At 69.2% G+C, this 21,891-nt stretch carries 23 protein-coding genes and 1 tRNA gene; 10 read left to right on the top strand and 14 right to left on the bottom strand.

Translation table 11 applies throughout. The features are described from left to right. Positions 1-160 precede the first annotated feature (160 nt). Positions 161-1,924 carry an adenylate/guanylate cyclase domain-containing protein gene (locus tag C0481_RS08960; protein ID WP_293402792.1) on the top strand — a complete coding sequence of 588 codons (1,764 nt, stop codon included), beginning with the start codon at positions 161-163 and terminating at the stop codon, positions 1,922-1,924. Here C0481_RS08960 and C0481_RS08955 read toward each other — a convergent pair. The 4 genes from C0481_RS08955 to C0481_RS08940 form a co-directional block, all read right to left on the bottom strand. Further along, positions 1,921-2,307: a hypothetical protein gene (locus C0481_RS08955; RefSeq protein ID WP_293402790.1), complete on the bottom strand. Its 387-nt coding sequence runs from the start codon at positions 2,305-2,307 to the stop codon at positions 1,921-1,923. The genes C0481_RS08960 and C0481_RS08955 overlap by 4 nt on opposite strands. Positions 2,308-2,403: 96 nt before the next feature. After that, a complete protein-coding gene (locus C0481_RS08950; RefSeq protein WP_293402788.1) occupies positions 2,404-3,096 on the bottom strand; it encodes a Crp/Fnr family transcriptional regulator in 693 nt (230 codons plus the stop codon). A gap of 64 nt (positions 3,097-3,160) precedes the next feature. Next, positions 3,161-3,481: a UrcA family protein gene (locus tag C0481_RS08945; protein WP_293402786.1), complete on the bottom strand. Its 321-nt coding sequence runs from the start codon at positions 3,479-3,481 to the stop codon at positions 3,161-3,163. A gap of 110 nt (positions 3,482-3,591) precedes the next feature. After that, complete coding sequence (locus C0481_RS08940) at positions 3,592-3,954, bottom strand: DUF4180 domain-containing protein (RefSeq protein WP_293402784.1); 363 nt, start codon at positions 3,952-3,954, stop codon at positions 3,592-3,594. 421 nt (positions 3,955-4,375) lie between these two features. Here C0481_RS08940 and C0481_RS08935 point away from each other — a divergent pair, with 421 nt between their 5' ends. Further along, positions 4,376-5,275, top strand: coding sequence for a LysR substrate-binding domain-containing protein (locus C0481_RS08935; protein ID WP_293402782.1), 900 nt, complete (start codon positions 4,376-4,378; stop codon positions 5,273-5,275). A gap of 45 nt (positions 5,276-5,320) precedes the next feature. Then, positions 5,321-5,836, top strand: coding sequence for a DUF1993 domain-containing protein (locus C0481_RS08930; RefSeq protein ID WP_293402780.1), 516 nt, complete (start codon positions 5,321-5,323; stop codon positions 5,834-5,836). A gap of 6 nt (positions 5,837-5,842) precedes the next feature. Here the strand turns inward: C0481_RS08930 and C0481_RS08925 are convergent, their stop codons facing one another. The 4 genes from C0481_RS08925 to C0481_RS08910 all read right to left on the bottom strand — a co-directional run bounded on the left by C0481_RS08925 (position 5,843) and on the right by C0481_RS08910 (position 11,597). After that, positions 5,843-6,763, bottom strand: a complete 921-nt coding sequence (locus tag C0481_RS08925) for a 2OG-Fe(II) oxygenase family protein (RefSeq protein WP_293402778.1) — start codon at positions 6,761-6,763, stop codon at positions 5,843-5,845. Continuing rightward, complete coding sequence (locus C0481_RS08920; protein ID WP_293402776.1) at positions 6,760-7,614, bottom strand: PfkB family carbohydrate kinase; 855 nt, start codon at positions 7,612-7,614, stop codon at positions 6,760-6,762. Before C0481_RS08920 ends, C0481_RS08925 begins: the two co-directional genes overlap by 4 nt. Then, positions 7,611-8,543: a nucleoside hydrolase gene (locus C0481_RS08915; RefSeq protein WP_293402774.1), complete on the bottom strand. Its 933-nt coding sequence runs from the start codon at positions 8,541-8,543 to the stop codon at positions 7,611-7,613. The genes C0481_RS08920 and C0481_RS08915 overlap by 4 nt, the downstream gene beginning before the upstream one ends. Before the next feature lie 93 nt (positions 8,544-8,636). Beyond that, a complete protein-coding gene (locus C0481_RS08910) occupies positions 8,637-11,597 on the bottom strand; it encodes a TonB-dependent receptor (protein ID WP_293402772.1) in 2,961 nt (986 codons plus the stop codon). A gap of 206 nt (positions 11,598-11,803) precedes the next feature. Here C0481_RS08910 and C0481_RS08905 point away from each other — a divergent pair, with 206 nt between their 5' ends. After that, positions 11,804-12,070, top strand: a complete 267-nt coding sequence (locus tag C0481_RS08905) for a hypothetical protein (protein ID WP_293402770.1) — start codon at positions 11,804-11,806, stop codon at positions 12,068-12,070. Between the two features lie 60 nt (positions 12,071-12,130). On the opposite strand, the gene C0481_RS08900 is transcribed toward C0481_RS08905, so the two are convergent. Further along, complete coding sequence (locus C0481_RS08900; RefSeq protein WP_293402768.1) at positions 12,131-13,498, bottom strand: MFS transporter; 1,368 nt, start codon at positions 13,496-13,498, stop codon at positions 12,131-12,133. 111 nt (positions 13,499-13,609) lie between these two features. Here C0481_RS08900 and C0481_RS08895 point away from each other — a divergent pair, with 111 nt between their 5' ends. Next, entirely contained in the window at positions 13,610-14,245 is a 636-nt protein-coding gene (locus tag C0481_RS08895) for a glutathione S-transferase family protein (RefSeq protein ID WP_293402766.1), read from the top strand. Then, positions 14,242-15,051: a M48 family metallopeptidase gene (locus C0481_RS08890; RefSeq protein WP_293402764.1), complete on the top strand. Its 810-nt coding sequence runs from the start codon at positions 14,242-14,244 to the stop codon at positions 15,049-15,051. Before C0481_RS08895 ends, C0481_RS08890 begins: the two co-directional genes overlap by 4 nt. Before the next feature lie 6 nt (positions 15,052-15,057). Here the strand turns inward: C0481_RS08890 and C0481_RS08885 are convergent, their stop codons facing one another. Continuing rightward, positions 15,058-15,228 carry a hypothetical protein gene (locus tag C0481_RS08885; protein ID WP_293402762.1) on the bottom strand — a complete coding sequence of 57 codons (171 nt, stop codon included), beginning with the start codon at positions 15,226-15,228 and terminating at the stop codon, positions 15,058-15,060. A 125-nt stretch (positions 15,229-15,353) separates the two neighbouring features. Between C0481_RS08885 and C0481_RS08880 the strand changes: the two genes are divergently transcribed. Further along, a tRNA-Leu gene (locus C0481_RS08880) sits at positions 15,354-15,437 on the top strand. A 5-nt stretch (positions 15,438-15,442) separates the two neighbouring features. Here the strand turns inward: C0481_RS08880 and C0481_RS08875 are convergent. The 3 genes from C0481_RS08875 to map all read right to left on the bottom strand — a co-directional run bounded on the left by C0481_RS08875 (position 15,443) and on the right by map (position 18,592). After that, complete coding sequence (locus C0481_RS08875) at positions 15,443-16,897, bottom strand: tetratricopeptide repeat protein (protein ID WP_293402760.1); 1,455 nt, start codon at positions 16,895-16,897, stop codon at positions 15,443-15,445. Positions 16,898-16,943: 46 nt separating this feature from the next. Then, positions 16,944-17,693 carry a DNA repair protein RadC gene (gene radC / locus C0481_RS08870; RefSeq protein WP_293402758.1) on the bottom strand — a complete coding sequence of 250 codons (750 nt, stop codon included), beginning with the start codon at positions 17,691-17,693 and terminating at the stop codon, positions 16,944-16,946. A gap of 80 nt (positions 17,694-17,773) precedes the next feature. Next, positions 17,774-18,592, bottom strand: coding sequence for a type I methionyl aminopeptidase (gene map, locus C0481_RS08865; protein WP_293402756.1), 819 nt, complete (start codon positions 18,590-18,592; stop codon positions 17,774-17,776). Between the two features lie 211 nt (positions 18,593-18,803). Between map and C0481_RS08860 the strand changes: the two genes are divergently transcribed. Continuing rightward, on the top strand, positions 18,804-19,715 hold the full coding sequence (locus C0481_RS08860; RefSeq protein WP_293402754.1) for a glycosyltransferase family 2 protein: 912 nt from the start codon (positions 18,804-18,806) through the stop codon (positions 19,713-19,715). Between the two features lie 17 nt (positions 19,716-19,732). On the opposite strand, the gene sfsA is transcribed toward C0481_RS08860, so the two are convergent. Next, the gene (gene sfsA / locus C0481_RS08855; protein ID WP_293402752.1) at positions 19,733-20,425 is read right to left on the bottom strand and encodes a DNA/RNA nuclease SfsA; all 693 of its coding nucleotides are present in this window, start codon (positions 20,423-20,425) and stop codon (positions 19,733-19,735) included. Positions 20,426-20,569: 144 nt separating this feature from the next. On the opposite strand from sfsA, the gene C0481_RS08850 reads away from it, so the two are divergent. Together C0481_RS08850 and C0481_RS08845 are read left to right on the top strand one after the other, a co-directional pair. Continuing rightward, positions 20,570-21,340 (top strand): competence/damage-inducible protein A, encoded by a 771-nt coding sequence (locus C0481_RS08850; protein WP_293402750.1) that lies wholly within the window; start codon positions 20,570-20,572, stop codon positions 21,338-21,340. Between the two features lie 291 nt (positions 21,341-21,631). Beyond that, complete coding sequence (locus tag C0481_RS08845) at positions 21,632-21,877, top strand: XrtV sorting system accessory protein (protein WP_293402748.1); 246 nt, start codon at positions 21,632-21,634, stop codon at positions 21,875-21,877. Positions 21,878-21,891 lie beyond the last annotated feature (14 nt).

Raw genomic sequence — 21,891 nt, 5'->3', positions numbered from 1 at the left:
CAAAGCTGCGATTGCGGCTCCCTGCTGGTCGACCCGGTGTCCGGATTGGTCGCATTTGCGGCTAAGCCGATGATTTTGAACCGTGATCGCCGATGAGGGCGTTTGGCCGGCGCTGGGTTTGCTATAGTCGCCGCGGCGTCGGGGCGGGCCAGAAGGAGACTTGGCCGGTCCCATGGAGCGTCGGCTGACCGCGATCCTCGCCGCCGACGTCGTCGGCTACAGCCGCCTGGTCGAGGCCGACGAGGAGGCGACGCTGGCGCGCTTCGCCGATCACTTGCACGGGCTGATCGAGCCAACCATCGCCGCACGGCGCGGGCGGATCATCAAGACGGCGGGCGATGGGCTGCTGGCGGCGTTCGACAGCGTCGTCGAGGCGCTGAACTGCGCCATCGAGATCCAGCGCGGCATGGCCGGTCTCAATGACGGCGTGGCCGAGGACGAGCAGATCCGTTTCCGGGTCGGGGTGAACGCCGCCGACGTGGTGATCGATGGCGACGACATCCTCGGCGACGGGGTCAACGTCGCCGCCCGGCTGGAAGGCCTGGCCGAGCCGGGCGGCATCTGGGTGTCGGCGCGGGTGCAGGAGGATGCGCAGGGCCGCGTCGACGTCGGGTTCGACGACGTCGGCGAGCAGAGCCTGAAGAACATGGCGCGGCCGGTGCGGGTCTACCGGGTATTGCTGGACGGCGCGGCCGAGAGCGGGCGGCGGACTGGGCTGGCCCTGCCGGACAAGCCGTCGATGGTGGTGCTGCCGTTCCAGTGCTTTGGCGCGGAGGCCGAGAACGACTACTTCGCCGACGCGGTCACCGACGACGTGGTCACGGCGCTCTCGCGCTGGCGCTGGTTCTTCGTCATCGATCGCAACACCAGCTTCACCTACAAGGGCCGCAGCGTCGACGCGCGTCAGGTGGGCCGCGACCTGGGCGTCCGCTACGTGCTGGAAGGCAGCGTCCGGCGGGCCGGCGAGCGGGTCCGGGTCAATGTGCGGCTGATCGAGGCGGCCAGCGCTCAGCAGATCTGGGCGCACGCCCTGGACCGCAGCATGGCCGACCTCTTCGCGCTGCAGGACGAGATCACCGAACACGTGGTGGCGGCGATCGAGCCGGCGATGCTGGACACCGAGGCCGCGCGGATCGCCCGCAAGAGCCTGGCCGACCTCAGCGCGCTCGACTGCTTCCAGCGCGGCATGTGGCACTTCAACCGGATGAGCCGGGGCGACTACCACCAGGCGCTGGAGCTGTTCCGCCAGGCCATCGCCCGCGATCCGACCTTGGCCCTGGGCTATGTCGGCCTGGCGCGAATGCTCTATGGCGGGGCGATCTACGGCTGGTCCGAGCAGCCGGTCGCCGATCTGGAGGAGGCGCGCGAGGCGGCGCGGCGGGCGGTGGCGCTCGATCCGCGCGACGCCTACGGCTACTTCGCCGGAGCCGGGGCGGCGCTCTATCTGGGCCGTCACGAGGAGGCGCTGGAGCAGGCGCAGCGGGCGCTGTCGCTGAACCCGAACTTCGCCTTCGGTCACTTCCGGCTGGGTCAGGTGCTGATCTATTCCGGCCAGCCGGCGCAGGCGGTCGAGCCGATCGAGCGCAGCCTGAGGCTCAGCCCCTATGACCCGCAGATCGCCCCGATGCTGCAGCTGCTGGCCCTGGCCCACTATCAGGCGCGCAACTACGGTGAGGCCGTGCGCCATGCGCAGTCGGCTGTGCGGCTGAACGACTCCCGCGCCGCGGCGATCCTGGCGGCCGGACTGGCGCGGCTCGGCCGGTTCGAGGACGCCCGCGCGGCCTATCCGCTGGACGTACGTGCGCGTGCACGGGCCGAGGCACCGCGATTGGTGACCTACGCCAATCCCGAGGACGAGCGGCACCTGCGCGAGGGCGTGCGCCTGGCGTTCCTGGGCGGCGACGAGGGCGAGCGCGCCTACTAGCGGCTTAGCGGATGCTTGTCGGCCGGATAGCGGCTCTTGATCAGCACGGTGATCCCGCCGCGGGTCTCCGGCGCATCGGGGGCCTGCCAGATGTTGAGCTCGAAGTCGTAGCCGGGGGCCCAGGCAAAGGTGACCGGGATCGGCGGGGCGGCGCTGAGCGCATAATGCAGGATGCCGCGCAGGGTCTCGTGGAAGGCGCCGGGCAGGGTCTCGAGGTAGGTCCCGAGCGCACGGTGCAGCACCGTGCCGGGGGGCGTGAGCAGGCCGGCCTCGATCTTGCCGCCAGGGGCGAAGGACTTGGCGTTGGCGGCGGCGAACTTGTCGATCTCGTCGGGGCCGAACGAAGCGTTGAGCTTGGTCATCGCGGTTTGGAGCGCAGGCATGCAGGCGTCCCTCGTAGTTGAGCAACGGCGCCGCGCAAGCGCCGTCGGCGACGCCAGGTTGGAACGCACCGTACCGCACCTTCGAGGCCGCTGGGATCAGGTCCGCAACCGATGCCCGATCAAGGCCTCCAGCCGCTGGGCGATGAGGACCCGGACCCCGGCGGGGGCCAGTTCGACCGAGCCCTCGCGGACCCAGTCGTGCAGCTTGCGGTTCACTTTTTCACGCGAATGGCCGAGGCGGCGGCTGATTTCAGTCTGGGTCAGGGAGACGAGGCCGCCCGCGCCCTGCTCGGCCAGCAACAGGCGGGCGAGGCGGCCGCCCAGGTCCAGTACCGCCTGATCGCTGATCGCGGCGTCGGCGGCGCGCAGGCGGGCACTGAGCTCGACCACCAGCGCTACGGCGGCCTTCGGATCGGCTTCGAGCGCCGCGAGCATGGCGACGCGGGAGATGCGCCACAGCCGCGTGCGGCGCAGCGCGGCCACGTCCGCCGAGCGCGGGCCGCCGTCGAGGGCGGCCATCTCGCCGACCAGGTCGCCGGGGCCGAGCGAGATCAGCCGCACGTCGCGCCCGCCCTGGGTCGAGGCGCGCACCTCGACCTCGCCCTCGACCACGACATAGACCGCGTCGCCAGGATCGCCGGCTTGGAACAGCGCCTCGCCCGGAGCGAGCGAGCGCCAGCCGCCGGAGCGCGCCAGGCGTTCGAGGCCCTGCGGCGTGAAGCGGGCGAGCACGGGACTGCGCCCCAGACTCGCCAGCACCGCCTCTACGCCGTCGATCCGATCGGACACAGCGATAGCCTCCGCTCCAGAGGGGCGGAGGCTATCACAGCGGTGCGAACCGTGGGCGGTAGGTTCAGCGCCGCGCCAGCTGGGTCGTGGCTTGCGGCGTGTAGAGGGCGGTGACCAGCGGCGCGTCGAGCTTCGAAACCGCCTTGTCCGTCATCTCCTTGCGGCAGGCGCGGACCTCGGCCGGATAACCGGGCGAGTAGCCTTGCAGCGGGCCGCAGAAGTTGCGGACTGCAATGTTGATACGCTTGAATGCGGTGCGGGCGCCGGCGTCCGAATGGACGTTCAGATCACCGACTTTGACCCGCATGATGCCTTCTTCGGCATGGGCGCCGGCCGCCATGGACAGGGCGAGAACGGCGAGGGTCGGGAGAACCAAGCGATGCATGACTGCCTCCAGGGGAGTGAAGGACCGCGGGATGCGGCCGTCTTGTGAGGCAGATTCGTAGGCCCGTTGCGGCCGACCGGCTGTGACCTGGGTCACGCCGCAGAACGTTGTTACGCGATGGCGGCTTTGGCTTCGAGAGCGGCGAGGTCGGGCAGGAACCAGACCTGGCGGCCGCGATTGGACTCGCCGATGAAATCCCGCAGCGGGGCGCTGGCGGCCGCCGCGGCCGAGACGTCGCCGAGGATCACCGCGCGCAGGCCGTAGTTGACGAACTTCTGCAGCACCTCGCCCGCCAGTCCGGTGGACAGCCGCAGGAAGTCCGGCGAAAGCCGGGCGGCCGGGATCACCACCACCTGGGCTTGGACGGAAAAGGCGTCGCCGATGATGTCGCTGGCGTCGCGGCCGGAGGCCAGGGGCGGCCCTTCCTCGGGCCAGAGCAGGACCCGAAGGCCGGAGATCTCAGTGGTTTCCATGTCGGAAAGGTGGACCGCGCAGCGGCGCTGTCAACGGTGAGGGCCAAGTGAGCTCAGCTCACAGAGCGGCGGCCAACTAGTCGTTTGCGGCCCAATGTGCGGCCTTGCATCCTGCGGCTGCAGATCGAGGGCTGACCGATGTTGGTTGAGCAGATGACGATGGCGCCAGCTGAGGAACGCGGGATTTTCCGCTGGCTCCTCGATCGGGCGATCTACGAACTGCACCGGCTCTGGGCCTGCTATTGGTGGCTGCTCAGGGCGCGCGTCGCGGCTCGTCATGGGATACCGCGCGACGGCCTGGAGGACCCCCGCACGCCTGGATGAAGGTGATGCAAGGACCGGGCGACAACGATCAGTAAGGCCTGCTGTCGCGGGTTCGGGCGTAGCGTATAACCACGATATGTCTGTGATCTGAGGTCACATGCCGAAGCGAAGCCTGCCGCCGCTCACCGCCCTGCGCGCCTTCGAGGCGTTCGCGCGCCTGGGGCGCATGAACTTGGCCGCCGACGAGCTCTGCGTCACCCACGGGGCGATCAGCCGGCAGGTGCGAAGCCTGGAGCGGCTGTGCGGCGTGCGGTTGACCCAGGGGCCGCGCAACAGCCTGCGGCTGACTGAGGCGGGGCTGAACCTCGCCGAGAGCCTCGGCAGCGCCTTCGACGGCATCGAGCGGTCGTTCACGGCCCTGCGCTCGGCCGCCGAGCGCGAGCTGCATGTCTCATGTGTCGGCACGCTGGCCATGCGCTGGCTGATCCCGCGGCTGCCGGGCTTCCATGCGCGCCATCCGGGCCTGAGCATCCGCGTGACCGAGGCCTATGGGCCGGTCGATTTCGGGCGCGACCCGTTCGATGCGGCGATCCGGCTGGCCGAGACCATCGCCGGGGAGGGGCTGGAGGCGACGCCGTTCCTCGACAACTACCATGGCCCGGTAATGGCGCCGCCGCTGGCGCAGCTCGACCTGGCGGGCGCCCCGCGGCTGCATACCCGCCCGCACCGCCAGGCCTGGCGCGAGTGGGCCGACCACTCCGGCGTGCCGATCGGCGCCGGCGGCGAGCATCGCGAGTACGAGCACCTGTTCTACATGCTGGAGGCGGCGGTCGCGGGCCTCGGGGTCGGGGTCTCGCCGTGGATCTACGTGGCCGGCGACATCGCCTCAGGCCGACTGGTCGCGCCCTATGGCTTCGTGCGGACCCCGGCGCGATTTCATTTCGTGACGCCGAGGGCCTCTGCACGGCCGGTGACCGCGGCGTTCCGCGACTGGCTGCTGGAGGAGGCGGCCGCCGCTCCGCCGCCGCCGGTCCGCGCCGTTGCGGCTGAGCTGTAGACCGACCATATCCGGCGCTGAGAGTTGCTGCCGCTGGAGCGCGCCATGTCCCTGACCATGTACCAAGCCTCGATCCCCGTTTTCGTGCGGGGGCTGACCGCGCTGCGCGGCCTGTTGCAGAAGGGCGCGGCGCACGCAGCCGCCAGCGGAACCGATCCCAATGCGCTGGTCGCCGCGCAGCTGGCTCCGGACATGCTGACCCTGGCCGGCCAGGTGCAGCGGGCCAGCGACACCTCCAAGCTTTCGGGCCAGCGGTTGAGCGGGGTTGCGGCGCCGTCGATGCCCGATACCGAGACGACGCTCGACCAGCTCATCCAGCGCGTCGACGCCACCATCGCTTATCTGCAGACGATCGAGCCCAAGGCGCTGGACGGCGCGGAGGCGCGGACGGTCGAGCTGAACTTCGGCCCGGACAACAAGCATGTGTTCCGCGGCGACGATTATCTGTTCGGCTTCGCGCTGCCGAACTTCTACTTCCACGTGGCGATCGCGCACGGGATCTTGCGCAGCCAGGGCGTGCCGGTCGGCAAGATGGACTTCATCGGCGCGCCGCCGCGCTGACGACCGCTACTTGGCCATGCCGATCTCGCGCAGGCGCTCGGCCAGGAACTCGCCGGCGGTGATTTCCGGCCACTTGGCGCCGTCGCCCTCGCAGGAGGGCAGGCACTTCAGCGAGACGTCGGAGGCCGGGTGCATGAAGAACGGCATCGAGTAGCGGCTGACATTGGGGCCGACCGGATTGACCACACGATGGGTGGTCGACGGGATGACGCCGTTGGTCAGCCGCTGCAGCATGTCGCCGCTGTCGACGATCAGGTTGTTCGGCGCGGTCTCGACCGGCAGCCAGGATCCGTCGCGGTCGAGCAGCTGCAGGCCCGCACCCTTGGCGGCGACCAGCAGAGTGATGAAGTTGATGTCCTCGTGCGCGGCCGAGCGCACGGCGCCGTCGGGCGCATCCTCGGGCACCGGCGGATAGTGCAGCACGCGCAGGATCGAGGTGCCGCCCGCGACCTTGGCGTCGAAATAGTCGCCCGACAGGCCGAGCTTCGGCGCCAGCGCCGAGAGCAGGACGCGGCCCGTCTCGTCGAGCGCGGCGAAGAGGTCGCTGAAGGTCCGCTCGAAGGCCGGGAACTCGGCCGGCCAGACGTTGGGTGGGAAGTCCTCCGCCGGCAGGCCAGGGGCCGGATCTCGGCCGATCTGCCAGAATTCCTTGAGGTCGGGCAGGGCGGAGTCGCGGGCGTGCTCGGTCCCGAACGGCGTGTAGCCGCGCATGCCGGCCGCGTAGTGGCGCTTGACCGTGTAGGGCAGGGCGAAGACTTCTTCGGCGTGCGCGTAGGCGTGTTCCAGCAGGTCCTGGCCGACCCCGTGGTCGGCCAGGATGATGAATCCGTACTGCTGCAGCCCCTGCATCAGGGCGTCGGAGAAGGCGGCCCGGTCGGCGGGCGAGCCTTGGGTGAAGGCCTTGAGGCTGAGGGTCGGGACGCTCATGGGGTGGTCTCCAGGCGGGCCTCGACCTCGGCGCGGGTCGGCAGCGACGGCTGGGCGCCGGGCCGGGTGGCGGCCAGGGCGCCGGCGGCGCAGGCGAAGGCGAGGGCTGCCTCGTGCGGGCGGCCCTCCAGCAGGGCCAGGGTGAGCGCGGCGACGAAGGCGTCGCCGGCGCCGGTGGCGTCGAGCGCCTCGACCGGCGGCGGGGCGGCGGCGGCCAGTTGGCGGCCGCCCTGGAACAGGCCCGCGCCTTTCGCGCCCCAGGTCACGGCGACGAGGCCGGGCAGGCTGTGCAGGGCTTCGCCGTAGAAGGCGGCCTCGGTCTCGTTGACGACGATCAGGTCGGCGCGGGCGAGGGTTTGCGCCGGGAGCGGCGCGGCCGGGGCAAGGTTCAGGCAGACGAAGCCGCCGGCCTCGGCGACCGCGGCGGCGACCGTCTCCAGCGGCAGTTCGAGCTGGCAGATCAGCGCCTCGCGGACCGGCCCGGTCAGCCGGTCTGGAGTGAAGGCGGCGTTGGCGCCCGGCGCGACGATGATCTGGTTCTCGCCGCCGGCGGCGACGGCGATCAATGCGACGCCGGTGGCGACGCCGGCGTCGGTGTCGCACTGGTCGAGGTCGACGCCCTCGGCGGCCAGCAGGGCCAGCGCTTCCTCGGCCAGGCCGTCGGCGCCGACCCGGGCGATCAGGGTCACGTCCGCGCCGAGCCGACGCGCGGCCAGCGCCTGGTTGGCGCCCTTGCCGCCGGGATGGCGGGCGAGGCTCGCGCCGGTCACCGTCTCGCCAGGCGCAGGCAGGCTCGCGGCGGTGGCCACGAAGTCCAGGTTGACCGAGCCTATGACGGTGATCGCGGTCATCGGGCGAGCAGGTCGTTCAGCAGGGCGAAGACGCCGTCGGCGTCCGCATGGGTGGCCCAAAGAATCCGCGCCGCGGCCGGATCGCGCAAGCGGAACTCGACGGCCGTGTGGCCGACGGTGAGCGGTGAGGCGGTCTCGACCTGCAGCTGACAGGGCCGCAGGGTGAAGAGGTCCGGGGCCAACAGGTAGGCGATCACGCAGGGGTCGTGGATCGGCGCGCCGGTCCCGCCGACGATGTCGCGCTCCAGGGCGTTGGAGAATTCCAGCAGGTTGTGGGTCGCGCGCGCGGCCGGGGTGTCGATGGCGGCGATGGCGGCGGTGCGGGCCGGGTCGGAGCGGACCTGGAGGGTGACGTCCAGCCCCATGACCACGCACTGCGCGCCGGACGAGAACACGATGTCGGCGGCGTGGGGGTCGGCCCAGATGTTGTACTCGGCCGAGGCGGTGATGTTGCCGCCCTCGCGCCGCGCGCCGCCCATGACCACGACCGGGCCCAGGCGCTCGATGATCGCCGGCTCCAGGCGCATGGCCAGGGCCAGGTTGGTGAATGGTCCGGTGACGGCCAGGGTGATCTCGCCCGGCGGATGCGACATCACCAATTCGGCGATGATGTCGGCGGCGCGGCCGCCGGCCAGGCCCTGGTCCGGCGCGATCAGCGGCAGGGTTCCCAGGCCGCTCTCGCCGTGGAAGGCGCCGGCGTCGAAGGGCGGCCGGTACAGCGGTCCGGCCGCTCCCGCATAGATCGGCACGTCCTCACGGCCGGCGATCTGGCGGACGATCGCGGCGTTGCGGGCGGTCAGCTCCGCGCCGACATTGCCGGCGACGGTGGTGATGGCGAGAAGCTCCAGGTCCTGCGGCGCGGCGAAGGCCATGAAGAGGGCGACGGCGTCGTCAACGCCGGGGTCGCAATCGAAAATCAGCTTGGTCACGGCGGCATTCTCGGGAGGAACGGCAAGCTCGGCAAGCGGGCAGAAAAAAGCCCCGCCCAAGCGGGCGGGGCTTAAGATCATGTCGCCGAGAGCCTAGAAGCGGGCGGTAAGGCCCACGAAGAACCGGCGGCCCAGGACGTCGTAGGTCGAGGGGTCGGTGTTGGAGTTGGAGTACGAGGTGTAGAAGGGCGGGTCTTCGTCGCCGATGTTGTTGACGCCGGCGCGCATGGTGATGCGCTCGTCGAACCGCCAGGTCCCGGTCAGGTCGAACAGGTCGTAGTCGGGCGTGTTGACCGCGGTCGGCGAGAACACCGGCACGTTGCGGAAGTCGGTCATGGCGTCGATGTGCCGCCAGCGCAGCGTGACCTTGGCCGGGCCGACCGAATAGGTCCCCGACATCGCCGACTTCCATTCCGGATAGGCGCCGCCGGAGAGGTCGCCGCCGATGGTGCCGGCGCTCTGCAGGAAGGCTGCGCCGGGGCGGGCCTGCTTCTCGAAGTTCTCCAGCTTGGAGATCACCAGGTTGAAGTCGAGCGCGCCGGCGCCGTCCGGCAAGCCGAGGTCGGCCAGGTCGAAGCCCCAGTCGATCTGGGCGTCGTAGCCCGAGGTCTTCCAGGCGGCGAGGTTGACCTGGGTGGTCAGCACGCCGGTGATGTTGCCGTTCGGGATGCGGCTGAACTGTTGGCAGTAGAAGTTGGAATTGTCGAAGGTCGGGTTGGCGCCGCCGGTGTTGAAGCACTCGCCGACGATGGTCTGCACGGACAGGTTCCCGATCACGTCCTCCAGCTCGATCTTGTAGTAGTCGAGGCTGACGCTGAAGCGGCGCAGCAGCGGGGCGTCGAGCTTGGGCGTCCAGACCGCGCCGAGCGTGAAGCTGTCGGACTTCTCCTCGGACAGGTCCGGGTTGCCGCCGGCGAGGATTTCGACCTGGGTCGAGGCCTGCTGGAAGGTGTCGACGATGCCGGTCGAAACGCCCTGGGCGACGCAGAGCGCGCGGACCGCCGCGGCGCTGCCGCCGTTGCGGAACGACGAGCGCACGTCGCAGGGGTCGCCCGCGGTGGTGGCCAGGCCTGGCGTGCCGATGCCCGAGAAGCCCAAGGACTGCGGCGAGAACAGCTCGGCCACGTTGGGCGCGCGGACCGCGCGCTGATAGCCGCCGCGGATCATCAGGCTTTCGACCGGCCGCCAGGTGAGGTCGGCCTTGTAGGCGTTGATCGTGCCGGTGGTGTTGTAGTCGGCGATGCGGCCGCCGAGCGACAGGTCGAGGCTGTAGGCGAACGGCGCCTGGGCGAGGATCGGGACCAGCAGTTCGGCGTAGGCCTCAGTCGAGGAGATATCGCCGCTGATCGGTACGGCCGGGTTGAAGCCGACGATGTCGGGGCCCTGCAGCAGCAGGTCGGGCGAATAGCCGACCTCGTCCTTGCGGTACTGGGCGCCGGCCGAGAACTTCACGGCGCCGGCCGGGAGGTCGAACACCGAGCCGGTGACGAAACCTTCCAGCACGGTCTGCTGGATCTTGGTCTCGTTGGTGACTTCACGGGCGATGTAGGCCGCGCAGCCAGGGCTGACCTTGCCGGCGCCGAAGATGTTGAAGCCGCCGCAGATGGCCACGCCGCCGTCCGGAGCGAAGGTCAGTTCGCGCATGGCCGCGCGGCTGACGTTGCCGTGCTGGTTCTCGGTGTGGTTCATCTCGCCGTAGGCGGCGTAGGCGTCCCACTTCCAGTCCTTGAAGCCGACGTCGCCGCGCAGGCCGGCGACGATCTGGTAGGTCTCGTAGGTGTTGTCCGATAGACGGCCGCCGACCTCGGTGAAGGCGCGGCGCGGATAGAAGGCGGCGGTCGGATTGGCGCGCGAGGCGAGCAGCGCGCGCAGGTCAGCCGGGATGAACGGGTTGGTGGTCGGCACCACGATGTCCGGGCCGGGGAAGGCGCCGTCCGAGGCCGAGGCCGGGCCGAGCTGACGCGAGACGTCGTAGGTCGTGTAGCTGACCGTGCCGTAGGCCTCGATGCTGTCGGTCAGGTCGTAGCGGCCGGCGGCGTACAGCGACCAGCGATCCAGCGGCAGGTTCAGGTAGCGGTAGTCGGCGCTGTTGAAGGTGTAGCTGCTGGGGTCGAAGCCCGGCATCTGATAGCCGCGGTAGTTGCGCACCGGCGAGGTCGAGAACAGCGTGCCGTCGGCGTTGAACGACAGGTTGGCGCCGCGGGCGACGCTGCCTGGGGCCAGGCCGTACTTGGCGAACACCGCGTCCATCGCCGCCTGGGTCGGCAGGTTGGCCGCGCCGCCGGCGTTGGAGGACGGATCGAAGCGGCCGTCGGGAATGGTCGCCGCGCCGGAGGGGACGAGGCCGGTGGTCAGCACCGAGTAGCCGATCGCCGACCAGTCGCGGTCGGAGGCCACCAGGCCCTCGCGGCGGTCGTAGCTGACGCCGGCCGAGATGTTGCCGCGGCCTTCAGCGAAGTTGTGGCCGTAGCCGATGGAGAAGCTCTGCTGGCCGGCGTCGTTGCGGGTCGTCGAGCCGAGCTGGGCGTCGATGACCAGGCCCTCGAAGTCCTTCTTGAGCTTGAAGTTCACGACCCCGGCGATGGCGTCCGAACCGTAGACGGCCGAGGCGCCGCCGGTGATGGTCTCGACGCTGTCGATCAGGAAGGTCGGAATGGTGTTGAGGTCGACGACGGCGTTGGGGTTGCCCGAGACCATCCGGCGACCGTCGACCAGCACCAGGGTGCGCGTGGGCCCGAGGCCGCGCAGGTTGGCGTAGGCCTGGCCGGGGGTGGAGACGAAGTTGGTGGTGTTGGTGCCCGCGCCGTTCGAGGGCACGAACTGCGGCAGCTGGTTGAGGGTGTTTTCGACCGTCACCATGCCGGCCTGGGTGATGCTCTCCTGGCCGAGCGTGACGATCGGGCTCTCGGACACGTAGTCCTGGCGGGCGATGCGCGAGCCGGTGATGACGACTTCGGAGACTTCGGTGTCCTGGGCCGCGGCGGGCGCGGCGTAGATGGCCATGACGCTGGCCAGGGCGCTTGCACAGAGCAAGCCGGAACGCTTGGAGATCATTTCCCCCCTCGGGATTTGGCGCGATTCCACCCTCGCGGGTGTTCGGGCCGGATTCTACGGGATCGGCGGAGGGGCCGCCATGGCGCCGAAGCCACAGATGACGGTCCGGTGACAGCTGCCCACGGGAGGGTTTCGGCCGCCGCCTTGCACTTTGCCGCCGACGCCGGGCGTGGCACACCCGAGGCTAGTAGACAGTGAGGACGGCGATGGCGGCGGACGGCGGCAAGAGCGGCGGGCGACTGGCGCCGGAACTGATCGGGCGGGCCGTGGCGCTGGCGATGGTGGCGGCGGCGATCTTCGTCCCGCCGCCGGCCAAGTTCTGGCTGGCGGGCGCGGGCTGCGCGTTGGCGGCGGCGGTGTTCCTGGTCCAGGCGGCGACGGGGCGGCCGGTGCGGCGGGCCCGGTGGCTGAACCTGATTTTTGGGATGATCTTCGCGGTGACCGCGGTCTGGCTGGTGTTCCTGCAACCCTGAGGCCGCCGCCCCCAGCAGGGCGAAAGTGACGGGGGCGCCGGGCGGCGCCCCCGCAGAAGCTTAGCTGACCAGTTCTTCGCGGATGGTCTTGCGGGCCAACCAGAAGAGGCCGAACGCGACGAAGCCGAAGCAGGTCGACAGCATCAGCGCCCAGCGCACGCCCTGGGCCGAACCCAGACCGAAGCCGTTGCTCATGACGTCGGACAGGATGCCGACCGCCAGCGGGCCGAGGCCCAGGCCGATCAGGTTGATCGTGAACAGCAGGATCGCCGAGGTGGTGGCGCGCATGTGCGGCGGCACGATCGACTGGCCGATGGCGTAGACCGGGCCGTACCAGAGCGAGCCGAGCAGGCCGTTGATGACCAGGATCCACAGCGCGACCGAGGCCGACGGGACGCTGACGGCGATGATGTAGATCGGCACGGCAAGCAGCGAGGCGATGGCCGGGACCGACACGTAGCCGCGCAGGTCCTTCTTGGCGTAGCGGTCGGCGATCTGGCCGCCGAGATAGGCCGAGATGGCGCCCGCGGTGCCGCCCATCAGGCCCAGCGCCAGGCCCAGGAAGCCGATGGACTGAAGGTTGAAGGCCGACGCCAGGCCGGCGACTTCCTCGCCGTGGACGCGCAGGAAGAACGAGGCGGTGAACGGGGCGTGGCCGTAGCCGATGAACGCCTTGATCGCCGCGCCCAGCGCGATGAGCCAGAAGGTCTTCTTGGTGCCGAGGTACTTCAGGGTCTCGCCGAAGGTCGCTTGGGTCGCCTGGATGGCGGCCGAGTGCTGGGCGATCTGTTTGCGCGGCTCCTTCAGCGTGAACCAGCAGAGCAGGGCGAAGAGGATGCCCGGGGCGCCGGCCACGAAGAACGCCACCCGCCAGCCATAGGCGTCAGCGATCAGGCCGCCCATCACCAGGCCGAGCAGGCCGCCGAGCGGGGTGCCCATCGAGTAGAAGGCCAGGGCCGAGGCGCGCTTTTCCTTCGGCACGTAGTCGGCGATCAGCGAGTGGGCGGGCGGCGTGCAGCCCGCTTCGCCGACGCCGACGCCGATGCGGAACAGAACCAGCTGCGCGAAGTTCTGAGCCATACCCGACAGGGCGGTGAAGCCGGACCACACAGCGACAGCGGTGCCGATGATGATGGGACGGTTCTTGCGTTCGGCCATGCGGGCGATCGGAATGCCCAGGACGGTGTAGAAGATGGCGAAGGCCAGGCCGCTCATCAGCCCGAGCTGCCAGTCGGCGAGGCCGAGGTCGTTCTTGATCGGCTCGGCCAGAATGTTGACGACGGCGCGATCGAGGAAGTTGACGATGTAGATCCCCAGAAGGAGGAACATCGCATACCGGGTATAAGAGGCGGAGTAGGGAGCTGCGCCGACCGCGGGTGCGGCTGGCGCAGCGGCCGGATCAACCGACGGCGCGGCGGTCTCGGTCATGAAAGGCGTTTCCTGCAAAAAATTGGGAACTGAATTCTTATTGTTGGGGCCACTCTAGACGAGGCGCCCGGGGCTTGGGCAATAGGCTGACGTAACGAAATGGAGCGGCCTATGGAACTGGTTATCGGAACAAAACGGTGGTCGACGTGGTCGCTGCGGCCGTGGCTTGCCCTCAAGCACACCGGCGCGCCGTTCACGGAGACCCTGGTCGGGCTGCGCCAGGACGAGGGACGCACCGAGGCGGCGATCCTGCCTCACTCGCCTTCCGGGCTGGTTCCGGCGCTGAAGGACGGGGGCCTTACGGTCTGGGATTCCTTGGCGATCTGCGAATACCTGGCCGAAAAATTTCCCGCGGCGAAGCTGTGGCCGGACGACCCGGCGCTGCGCGCCCTAGCCCGCGCGGCGGCCGCTGAAATGCACTCCGGGTTCCAGTCGCTGCGCGGCGAATGCCCGATGGCGCTGGAGGCCGAGCCGAAGGTGACGACCTTGTCGGAGGCCACTCAGAAGAACGTGCGCCGGATCGTCGCGCTGTGGTCGGATCTGCTTGGCCGCTCGGGCGGGCCGTTCCTGGCCGGCGAGTGGTCGATCGCCGATGCGTTCTACACCCCGGTGGCGACGCGGTTCCGGACTTATGGCGTGCACCTGTCGGACTATGGCGATGACGGAACCTGCGGCGCCTATTCGACGCGGCTGCTGGCGACGCCCGCGTTTCGCGAATGGGAAGCGGCGGCGCGGGCCGAGGCGTGAGCGTGACTTACGGCTGCGGCCGTGAAGGCCAGGCCGCGCCGGTGTCGCGGCGCAACCTGCTGGGGCTGCTGGCGGCTGGCGCGCTGCTGGTCGGGTGTTCGCAGAACGAGCAGACCGGGCGCAGTCAGTTCGCGGTGGTTCCGGACGAGGCTCTGACCCAGATGGCCGACCAGGCCTGGGCCGACATGCGCGCCCAGACCCCGGCTGGCGTCGATCCAGCGGCGCAGGCGCGGCTGGAGAAGATCGGTTGGAAGATCGTCGAGGCCAGCGGTCGCACGGACCTGGCCTGGGAGTTCGTGGTGTTTGACCGGCCCGAGATCAACGCTTTCGTCCTGCCCAACGGCAAGGTCGGGGCGTTCAAGGGGCTGATGGACTTCGTACAGGACGACGACGAACTGGCCGGCGTGCTGGGGCACGAGGTCGGCCATGTGCTGGCCCGCCACTCGTCCGAGCGTGTCAGCCAGCAGATGGCGATCGAGGTCGGGGTCAACGTGGTGCAGGCGATCCTGGCCAATGGCGAGTACGCCGAGCACGCCGGCGAGATCGCCGGGGCGTTGGGCATGGGCGCGATGTACGGGGTGATCCTGCCCTATTCGCGCAACCACGAACTGGAGGCCGACAAGGTCGGGGTCGAGCTGGCGCAGCGGGCTGGCATGGATCCGGCCGGCGCGGTGCGGTTCTTCGAGCGGATGGCGGCCGAGGGCGAAAAGCGGCCGCAGCCGCCGGAGGTGCTGTCGACCCATCCGGCCGACGGGCCGCGGCTGGCGGCGTTGCGCGAGGCGGTGGCCGCGCTGCCGAAAGGGTAGGGGCGTTTAGATGGCGGCGGCAGTGCTGACGCCGTCGTGGAACAGCGCCACGGCGGCCGATTCTGCTTCGGCTTGGCTGGGTTCCACCCCGCCGGCGACCAACTCGCCCTCGAAGTCGAACACCCGCCAGCGCCAGCCGTTGTCGGCCGGATCGATCGCGTAAGCCAGTTCGCCCATCTGCTCCTCCTGGCGTCCCGGATCGGGACCGCAGGAGGAAGTTAAGCAAGTCGGACGCCAAAGGTTCCGCGCGCCGCGGCGCGCGCTTGCGGTGCGCGCGCGATCACGTGTACCGAGCAATCGGCGCCCCCTTGGCGGAATGGTAGACGCAGAGGACTTAAAATCCTTTGCCGTAAGGCGTCCCGGTTCGAGTCCGGGAGGGGGCACCAAACCGCTAGAGCAACAGGCCGTAGCCGGCGTACTGTTCCTCGATCCTCGGGTTCAGCTTTCGCGCCAAGGCCAGATCGGCCTCCGCCTCTGGATGCTGGCCGAGTTGTTGTTTGATCGCGCCGCGAAGATAAAGCGTCTCGGCCGCGTTCGGTCGCAGGGCGAGTGCGGCTTCGGCGTCGGCCAGCGCTTTCGGAAGGTCGCCGCGCCGCAAATGGATGAAGGCGCGGCTGTCGAGCGGCACGTAGTCGTCGGACGCGACGGCGAGCGCCTTGGTGCAGAAACTGAGCGCGCGGTCGAGGTCGCGCTTGGCCTCGCCCCTGATCCAGCAGGCGGCGTTCAGGGCGAAGACGTCGTCAGGCGCCAGCTTCATTGCGCGATCTGCCTCGGCGATCGCCCGCCCCCAGTCTTGCTGCTGGGCGAACACTCCAGCGCGCACGACCGCAGGCATGGCCGATTTTGGGGTCGCCGCTTCGGCGCGCGCGATGTCGGCCAACGCCAGATCGTACTGTTTCAGATCGGAGAACAGTCGGGCGCGGTCGATCAGGGCGTCTTGCGCGTCGAGCTCCACCGCCCGATCCATGTCGCTCCGTGCGCCCACGGCGTCGCCCAGGCGATATCGCACCCAAGCCCGGGTCAGGAAGGCGTCAGCGTCATCGGACCTTGCGGCGATAGCGCGGTCGAGTTCACCCTTGGCGGCGGCGTAGTCGCCTTGCTCCTGGTAGAGGCGGGCGAGGCCTGTGATGGCCTGGACGTGGTCCGGCTGCTTGGCGAGGACCTGATCGTAACCGGCCTTGGCCTCGTCGTAGCGGCCGGCGTAGAGCAGGAAATCAGCCCTGATGACCTGCGGGGACAGATCGTTCTTGGAGATTTTGACGGCCTGGTCGAGATCGGCGAGGGCCCCGGCGCGGTCCCGGCCCGCCTCCCGCACGTGAGCACGAGACACCAGATACACCCACGTTGCGGGGTTGAGCTCGATAGCACGGCTGTAGTCGGCGAGAGCCCCGGCGCGGTCGCCGGTCTCTTCACGCAGTTTGGCGCGCAGGCCGACGAAGAGGGCTTCCTTCGAGTCGAGCTTCACAGCGCGCTCGATGTCGGCCAGGGCGAGCTTGTAGTCGCCGCTGTCGGCCAGGATGTCAGCCCGGGTGAAGTAGCCGAACGCGCTGCTGGGATCCAAGCGGAGGGCCTTGCTGGCGTCGGCCAGCGCGCGGTCGGGCAGCCCCATGTCGTTCTGGATTCCGGCGCGCATCTGGAGGCCCCAGGCCCTGTCCGCCGGGGTCTCGAACGTGTCGGCGATCTCGGTGCAGGCGGCCAGGCGGGCTTCGATCGCTTCCCCGCCCTCTCCCAGGCAGGCGACCGCCAGCGGTTCGACCTCGGGTTCGGCCGAAGGCGTCTGGGCCGCGGCCGCGCCGCTCAGGGACAGCGCCATGACGCTGGCGAGGAGAAGAGACTTGCGGATCATGACGGCCCCCGGGCGGTGTTCTTTCAAGCTTAGCTGTAGCGGATTTTCAGACGAGGCCCAGGGCGCGGAAGCTGGCCACGCCGTCGCGACCGACGACCAGATGGTCGTGGACGGCGATGCGCAGGGCGCGGGCGGCGTCGACGACCTCGCGGGTCATGGTGATGTCTGCCTGGGATGGCGTCGGGTCGCCCGACGGGTGGTTGTGGACCAGGATCACCGCGCTGGCCGACAGCTCCAGCGCCCGGCGCACGACCTCGCGGGGATAGACCGGCGCGTGGTCGACGGTGCCGTGGTTCATCACCTCGTCGGCGATGAGCTGGTTCTTTTTGTCGAGGAAGAGGACGCGGAACTGCTCGCGCGGGGCGTGGGCGAGGCCGAGCTTCACATAGTCGAGCAACTGGCTCCACGAGCTGATGACCGGGCGCTTGCCGACCGCCGCGCGCCCGACCCGCAGTCCGAACTCGGCAAGCAGCTTGAGGTCGAAGGCCACGGTCTCACCGACCCCGGCGACGCTGCGCAGCTCGGCCGGCGAGGCGGCCAGCACCGCGGCGAGCGAGCCGAACCGGGCCAGCAACGCCTTGGCCAGCGGCTTGACGTCGCCGCGCGGGACCGAGCGGAAGAGCTGCAGCTCAAGCAGCTCGTAGTCGGGCAGGGCGGCCAGATCGCGGCCGGCGCGTTCGCGCAGTCGCTCGCGATGGCCGTGGAAATGGGGGCGCGGCGGCTTGGCCGAACGGGCAGGCGGCGCCGACCAGAGGTCAGGCTGCGGAGCCTCGGCGAGGTGGCGCGATCCGTCCATGGCGAACAGTGTTCGTCATTTGTTCGAACTTGGCAAGGGGGCGTGCAGCGGCGGGGGTTCGCAACCCTGCCGCGCGAAGATCAGGCGCTCTGGACCGGAGGCTGGAAGATCCCGGCGGGCGAGCCGGTGAAGATCTCGTAGCCGTCCTCGGTGACCGCGATCGAGTGCTCGCACTGGGCCGACAGCGACTTGTCGCGGGTGACCGCCGTCCAGCCGTCGGCGAGCAGCTTCACCTGGTACTTGCCGAGGTTCACCATCGGCTCGATCGTGAAGAACATGCCCGGCGCCAGGACCTCGCCCGTGCCCTTCTGGCCGAAGTGCAGGATGTTGGGGGCGTCGTGGAACACCTTGCCCAGGCCGTGGCCGCAGAAGTCGCGGACCACCGAGCAGCGCATCGATTCCACGTACTGCTGGATGGCGTGGCCGATGTCGCCGGTGCGGGCGCCCGGCTTGACCTGGTCCAGGCCGCGCTGAAGCGCCTCGTAGGTGATGTCGATCAGGCGCTTGGAGCGCGGGGCGATGGGGCCGACGCCGTACATTCGGCTGGTGTCGCCGTGCCAGCCGTCGACGATGACGGTGACGTCGATGTTGACGATGTCGCCGTCGCGCAGCACGCGGTCGCCCGGGATGCCGTGGCAGACGATGTGGTTGGGCGAGATGCAGGTGGTCTTGCCGTAGCCGCGATAGAACAGGCAGGCCGGAATGGCGCCGTGATCGAGGATGAACTCGCGGGCCAGGTCGTCCAGCTTCTCGGTCACCGCGCCGGGCACGACGTGCGGGGTCAGCATGTCGAGGCACTCGGCGGCCAGCTTGCCGGCGGCGCGCATGCCCTCGAAGCCTTCGGCTCCGTGGATGCGGATCTGGCCCGTGCGATGCTGCGCGTCGAGGACGTCGGTCATGGCGATACTCTTTCGGCTTCCGTGAGCGTCGCACCGCCAAGCGGGCGGGCGAGGGCGCTTATATCGCAATCATAGCACAGGAGTTCCACCCCGGCCCGCGCCGCGTCCGCCCAGCGCTCAAACTGCGCCGCGTGAGCACGCACCGTGGAGCCAAATGCGAACGGCCCCGTTGTGCAATCGGGATCATGGTTAATGGCGCTGGGGTAGGCAAATGGCGATCCATGCGATCTGCCTCGTCAAGAACGAGCTGGACATCATCGCCCAGACGCTGGCGACCGGTTCGGAATGGGCCGACAGCATCTACGTGCTGGACAACGGCAGCGAAGACGGGACCTGGGAGTTCGTCAAAGAGGCCGCGGCCACCAACCCCAAGATCGTGCCCTTTCGACAGGACCTGAGCCCCTTCTGCGACAGCATGCGGGACCGGGTGTTCGCCCATTATCGCGACCGCGCCCGCCAGGGCGACTGGTGGTGCAAGCTCGACGCCGACGAGTGCTACGTCGAGGATCCGCGGACGTTTCTCGCGAGCGTGCCGCGCCAGTACAACGCAGTGTGGGTGAGTTGCTATAACTACTTGTTCACGGAGCTGGACCGTGCCGCATATCTGCTCGATCCGACCAGCTTTGACGGAAGCCGCGCGTGGCGCGATGTGCTTCGCCACTATGTGCCTGCGGGCTACAGCGAGGCCCGCTTCATTCGCCATTGGTGGGGCCTGGAAAGTCTGCCGCCATGGAATTGGGGGCCAATCTACCCTAGGCCAATCCGCCTTCGCCAATTCATGTACCGGTCGCCCGAGCAAATCACCCGGCGGATGACGACCCGAGCCGATCCGATGGCGCGCGGCGAATTCGCCCACGAGCGGCGCGAGCACTGGCGGCCTGACATTCCGGCCGATCAGCCCTTTCACTGGTCCGAGCGGCTGGCGATGACCAGCGAGTGTTTCGAAGACCTGGGCGACGACACGCTGGTTCCGCAGCCGATCTCCAACCTGCCGGAGTCGATCACCGGCCCCGATGCCGGCGGCGTGCTATGGCGAAAGGTGAGGCGACGGCTCGGCGCCTCGGCCAACGGGCCCGCCCCTTCGGGGCCGGCTGAGCCGGGGGGGCTTTCGCCGCCGCACTAGCCCGGGGCGACGCCCCGCTAGGCGATCCGCCGCGCCAGGGTGATCCGTTCAGGAGAGATGTCGCAGGCGTAGACGTAGACTTCGACTCCGGCGGCGGCGACCCGGTCGAGCGCTTTAGCAAATGCGGGATCGAGTTCGGCGCAGGCGGCGAAGGCGTTGCAGTCGGTGCGCTGGACGACGAAGAGCACGGCGGCGCGGTCGCCCTGGCGGACCATCTCCTCCAACTCGCCGAGATGTTTGGTGGATCGCGCCGCGACGCAGTCGGGGAACTCGGCCAGTCCCGGCGATCTCATCAAGTGGACATTCTTGACCTCCAGCCAGCAGGGCGGGCGGCCGTCGTGTTCAAGCAGGAAGTCGACGCGCGAAGCGGCGCCGTACTTCACTTCGCGGCGATGGACGGCGTAGCCGGCGACCTCGGCGATCGCGTCGGCGGCCAGGGCCTCGGCGACCAGGCGGTTCGGATGCATGGTGTTGACCCCGACCATGCCGCCGTCGCTCTCCACCAGTTCGAGGGTGTGGGCGAGCTTGCGCTTGGGATCGTCGGACTTGGAGAGCCAGACCGGCAGGCCAGGCACGTTCAGCCCCAGCATCGCGCCTGGGTTCGGGCAGTGGGCGGTCACCGGCGTTCCATCGTCGAGCACGACGTCGGCGAAGAAGCGCTTGTAGCGGCTGACCAGTCGGCCGCGGACCAGGGGCTGGGCGAATTCCAATGGATGTTCCTTGAGCCAGGCGAGCGGCCCGTGGCTAGCACTCCGGCGGCCGACTGCGCAAAGCGGGGCTCGCATGACAGGTTGTGCGCGCCTGCGGACGCCACTAGTCAGGTGCGACACAATGACGGCGTTGCGGAGGTGCGTATGGCGGGTTCGACGGACGGCCGGGTGACCGCCGCAGTGCTGATCATCGGCGACGAGATCCTTTCCGGGCGCACGCAGGACACCAACCTGCGCGATATCGCCAAGTATCTCGGCGTGCTAGGCGTGGACCTGGCCGAGGCGCGGACCGTGCCGGACGTGCTGGACGAGATCGTCGCGGCGCTGAACGCCCTGCGCGAACGCTACGATTATGTGGTCACCACCGGCGGCATCGGCCCGACGCACGACGACATCACCGCCGATGCGGTGGCGGCCGCGTTCGGGGTCGACCTGATCGAGCATCCCGAAATCATCGCCATGATGACCGCCCGCTGGGGCGGCGTGGAACTGAATGCCGCCCGCCGCCGGATGGCGCGGGTGCCGGTCGGCGGCGAGTTGGTCAAGAACCCGGTCCAGGGGCCGCCCGGCTTCACCATCGGCAATGTCTTCGTGCTGGCCGGGGTGCCGACGATCATGCGCGGCATGCTGGAAGACGTGGGCTGGCGCCTGCGCGGCGGGACGGTGACGGTGGCGCGCACGGTGCGGGTCGAAGGTTCGGGCGAGGGCGTCATCGCTGCGCCGCTGGAGGCGGTGGCCAAGGCCCACCCGGACATGTCGCTGGGCAGCTATCCGTTCTTCGGCGACGGCGTTTACGGCTCGAATCTGGTGCTGCGCAGCCGCGATCCCGAAGAACTGGCTCGGGCGCTGGACGAACTTGTAGCCGCCCTGAAGACGGCCGGCATCGACAACGTCCGCGAGGTCGAGAACGCCTGACGGCGACCGCGCTCGAGGGCGAACCGAGCCGGCCCGCCGCCCGGCGGCCTGGAGGTCCGGCGATGGGCGCCGCGCGACGTCCGGGGAGCGGGCTCAAGGACTTAAATTCTTGCCGCAACCGATCGCCCGAGGGCTGGATCGGTGCGCCATCCGGGTTCATCATCGGTACGTTATTTTCGCGTAGCGATGTTCCGGATCCGGCTGACGTGCCGAAAACGATCTCCGGCGTGGCCCGATTTGTGCAGGGATGCGGCTGCTCGGATTTGACAGTATTGTTTAGGGGCTGGTGTCTTGCAGACTATCTACGATTGGGTCACGGTCGCGATCTTTGGCGCTTTGATCGTCCTATTCCTGCACAGGTCGACGGCCCAGGAAGAACCGAAAGACAACATCTATCAGTATTTGCCGGCGTGCATTGGATGCGCGTTGGCGAATTATGTTGGAAATGAAGGATATGGAGCGGCCGCATTTGCGATCATCGTCGCGGTGCTTGCTTACGTCGCCTATGTTCTGAAGCCGTTCAACTTGAAGTTCTGACCGGACCTCGCGGT

It is taken from the genome of Phenylobacterium sp. (assembly GCF_013822795.1).
Classification (GTDB): Bacteria; Pseudomonadota; Alphaproteobacteria; order Caulobacterales; family Caulobacteraceae; genus Phenylobacterium.
The sequence above is the reverse complement of the archived record's forward strand: the minus strand, read 5'-3'. Positions and strand labels throughout refer to the sequence as shown.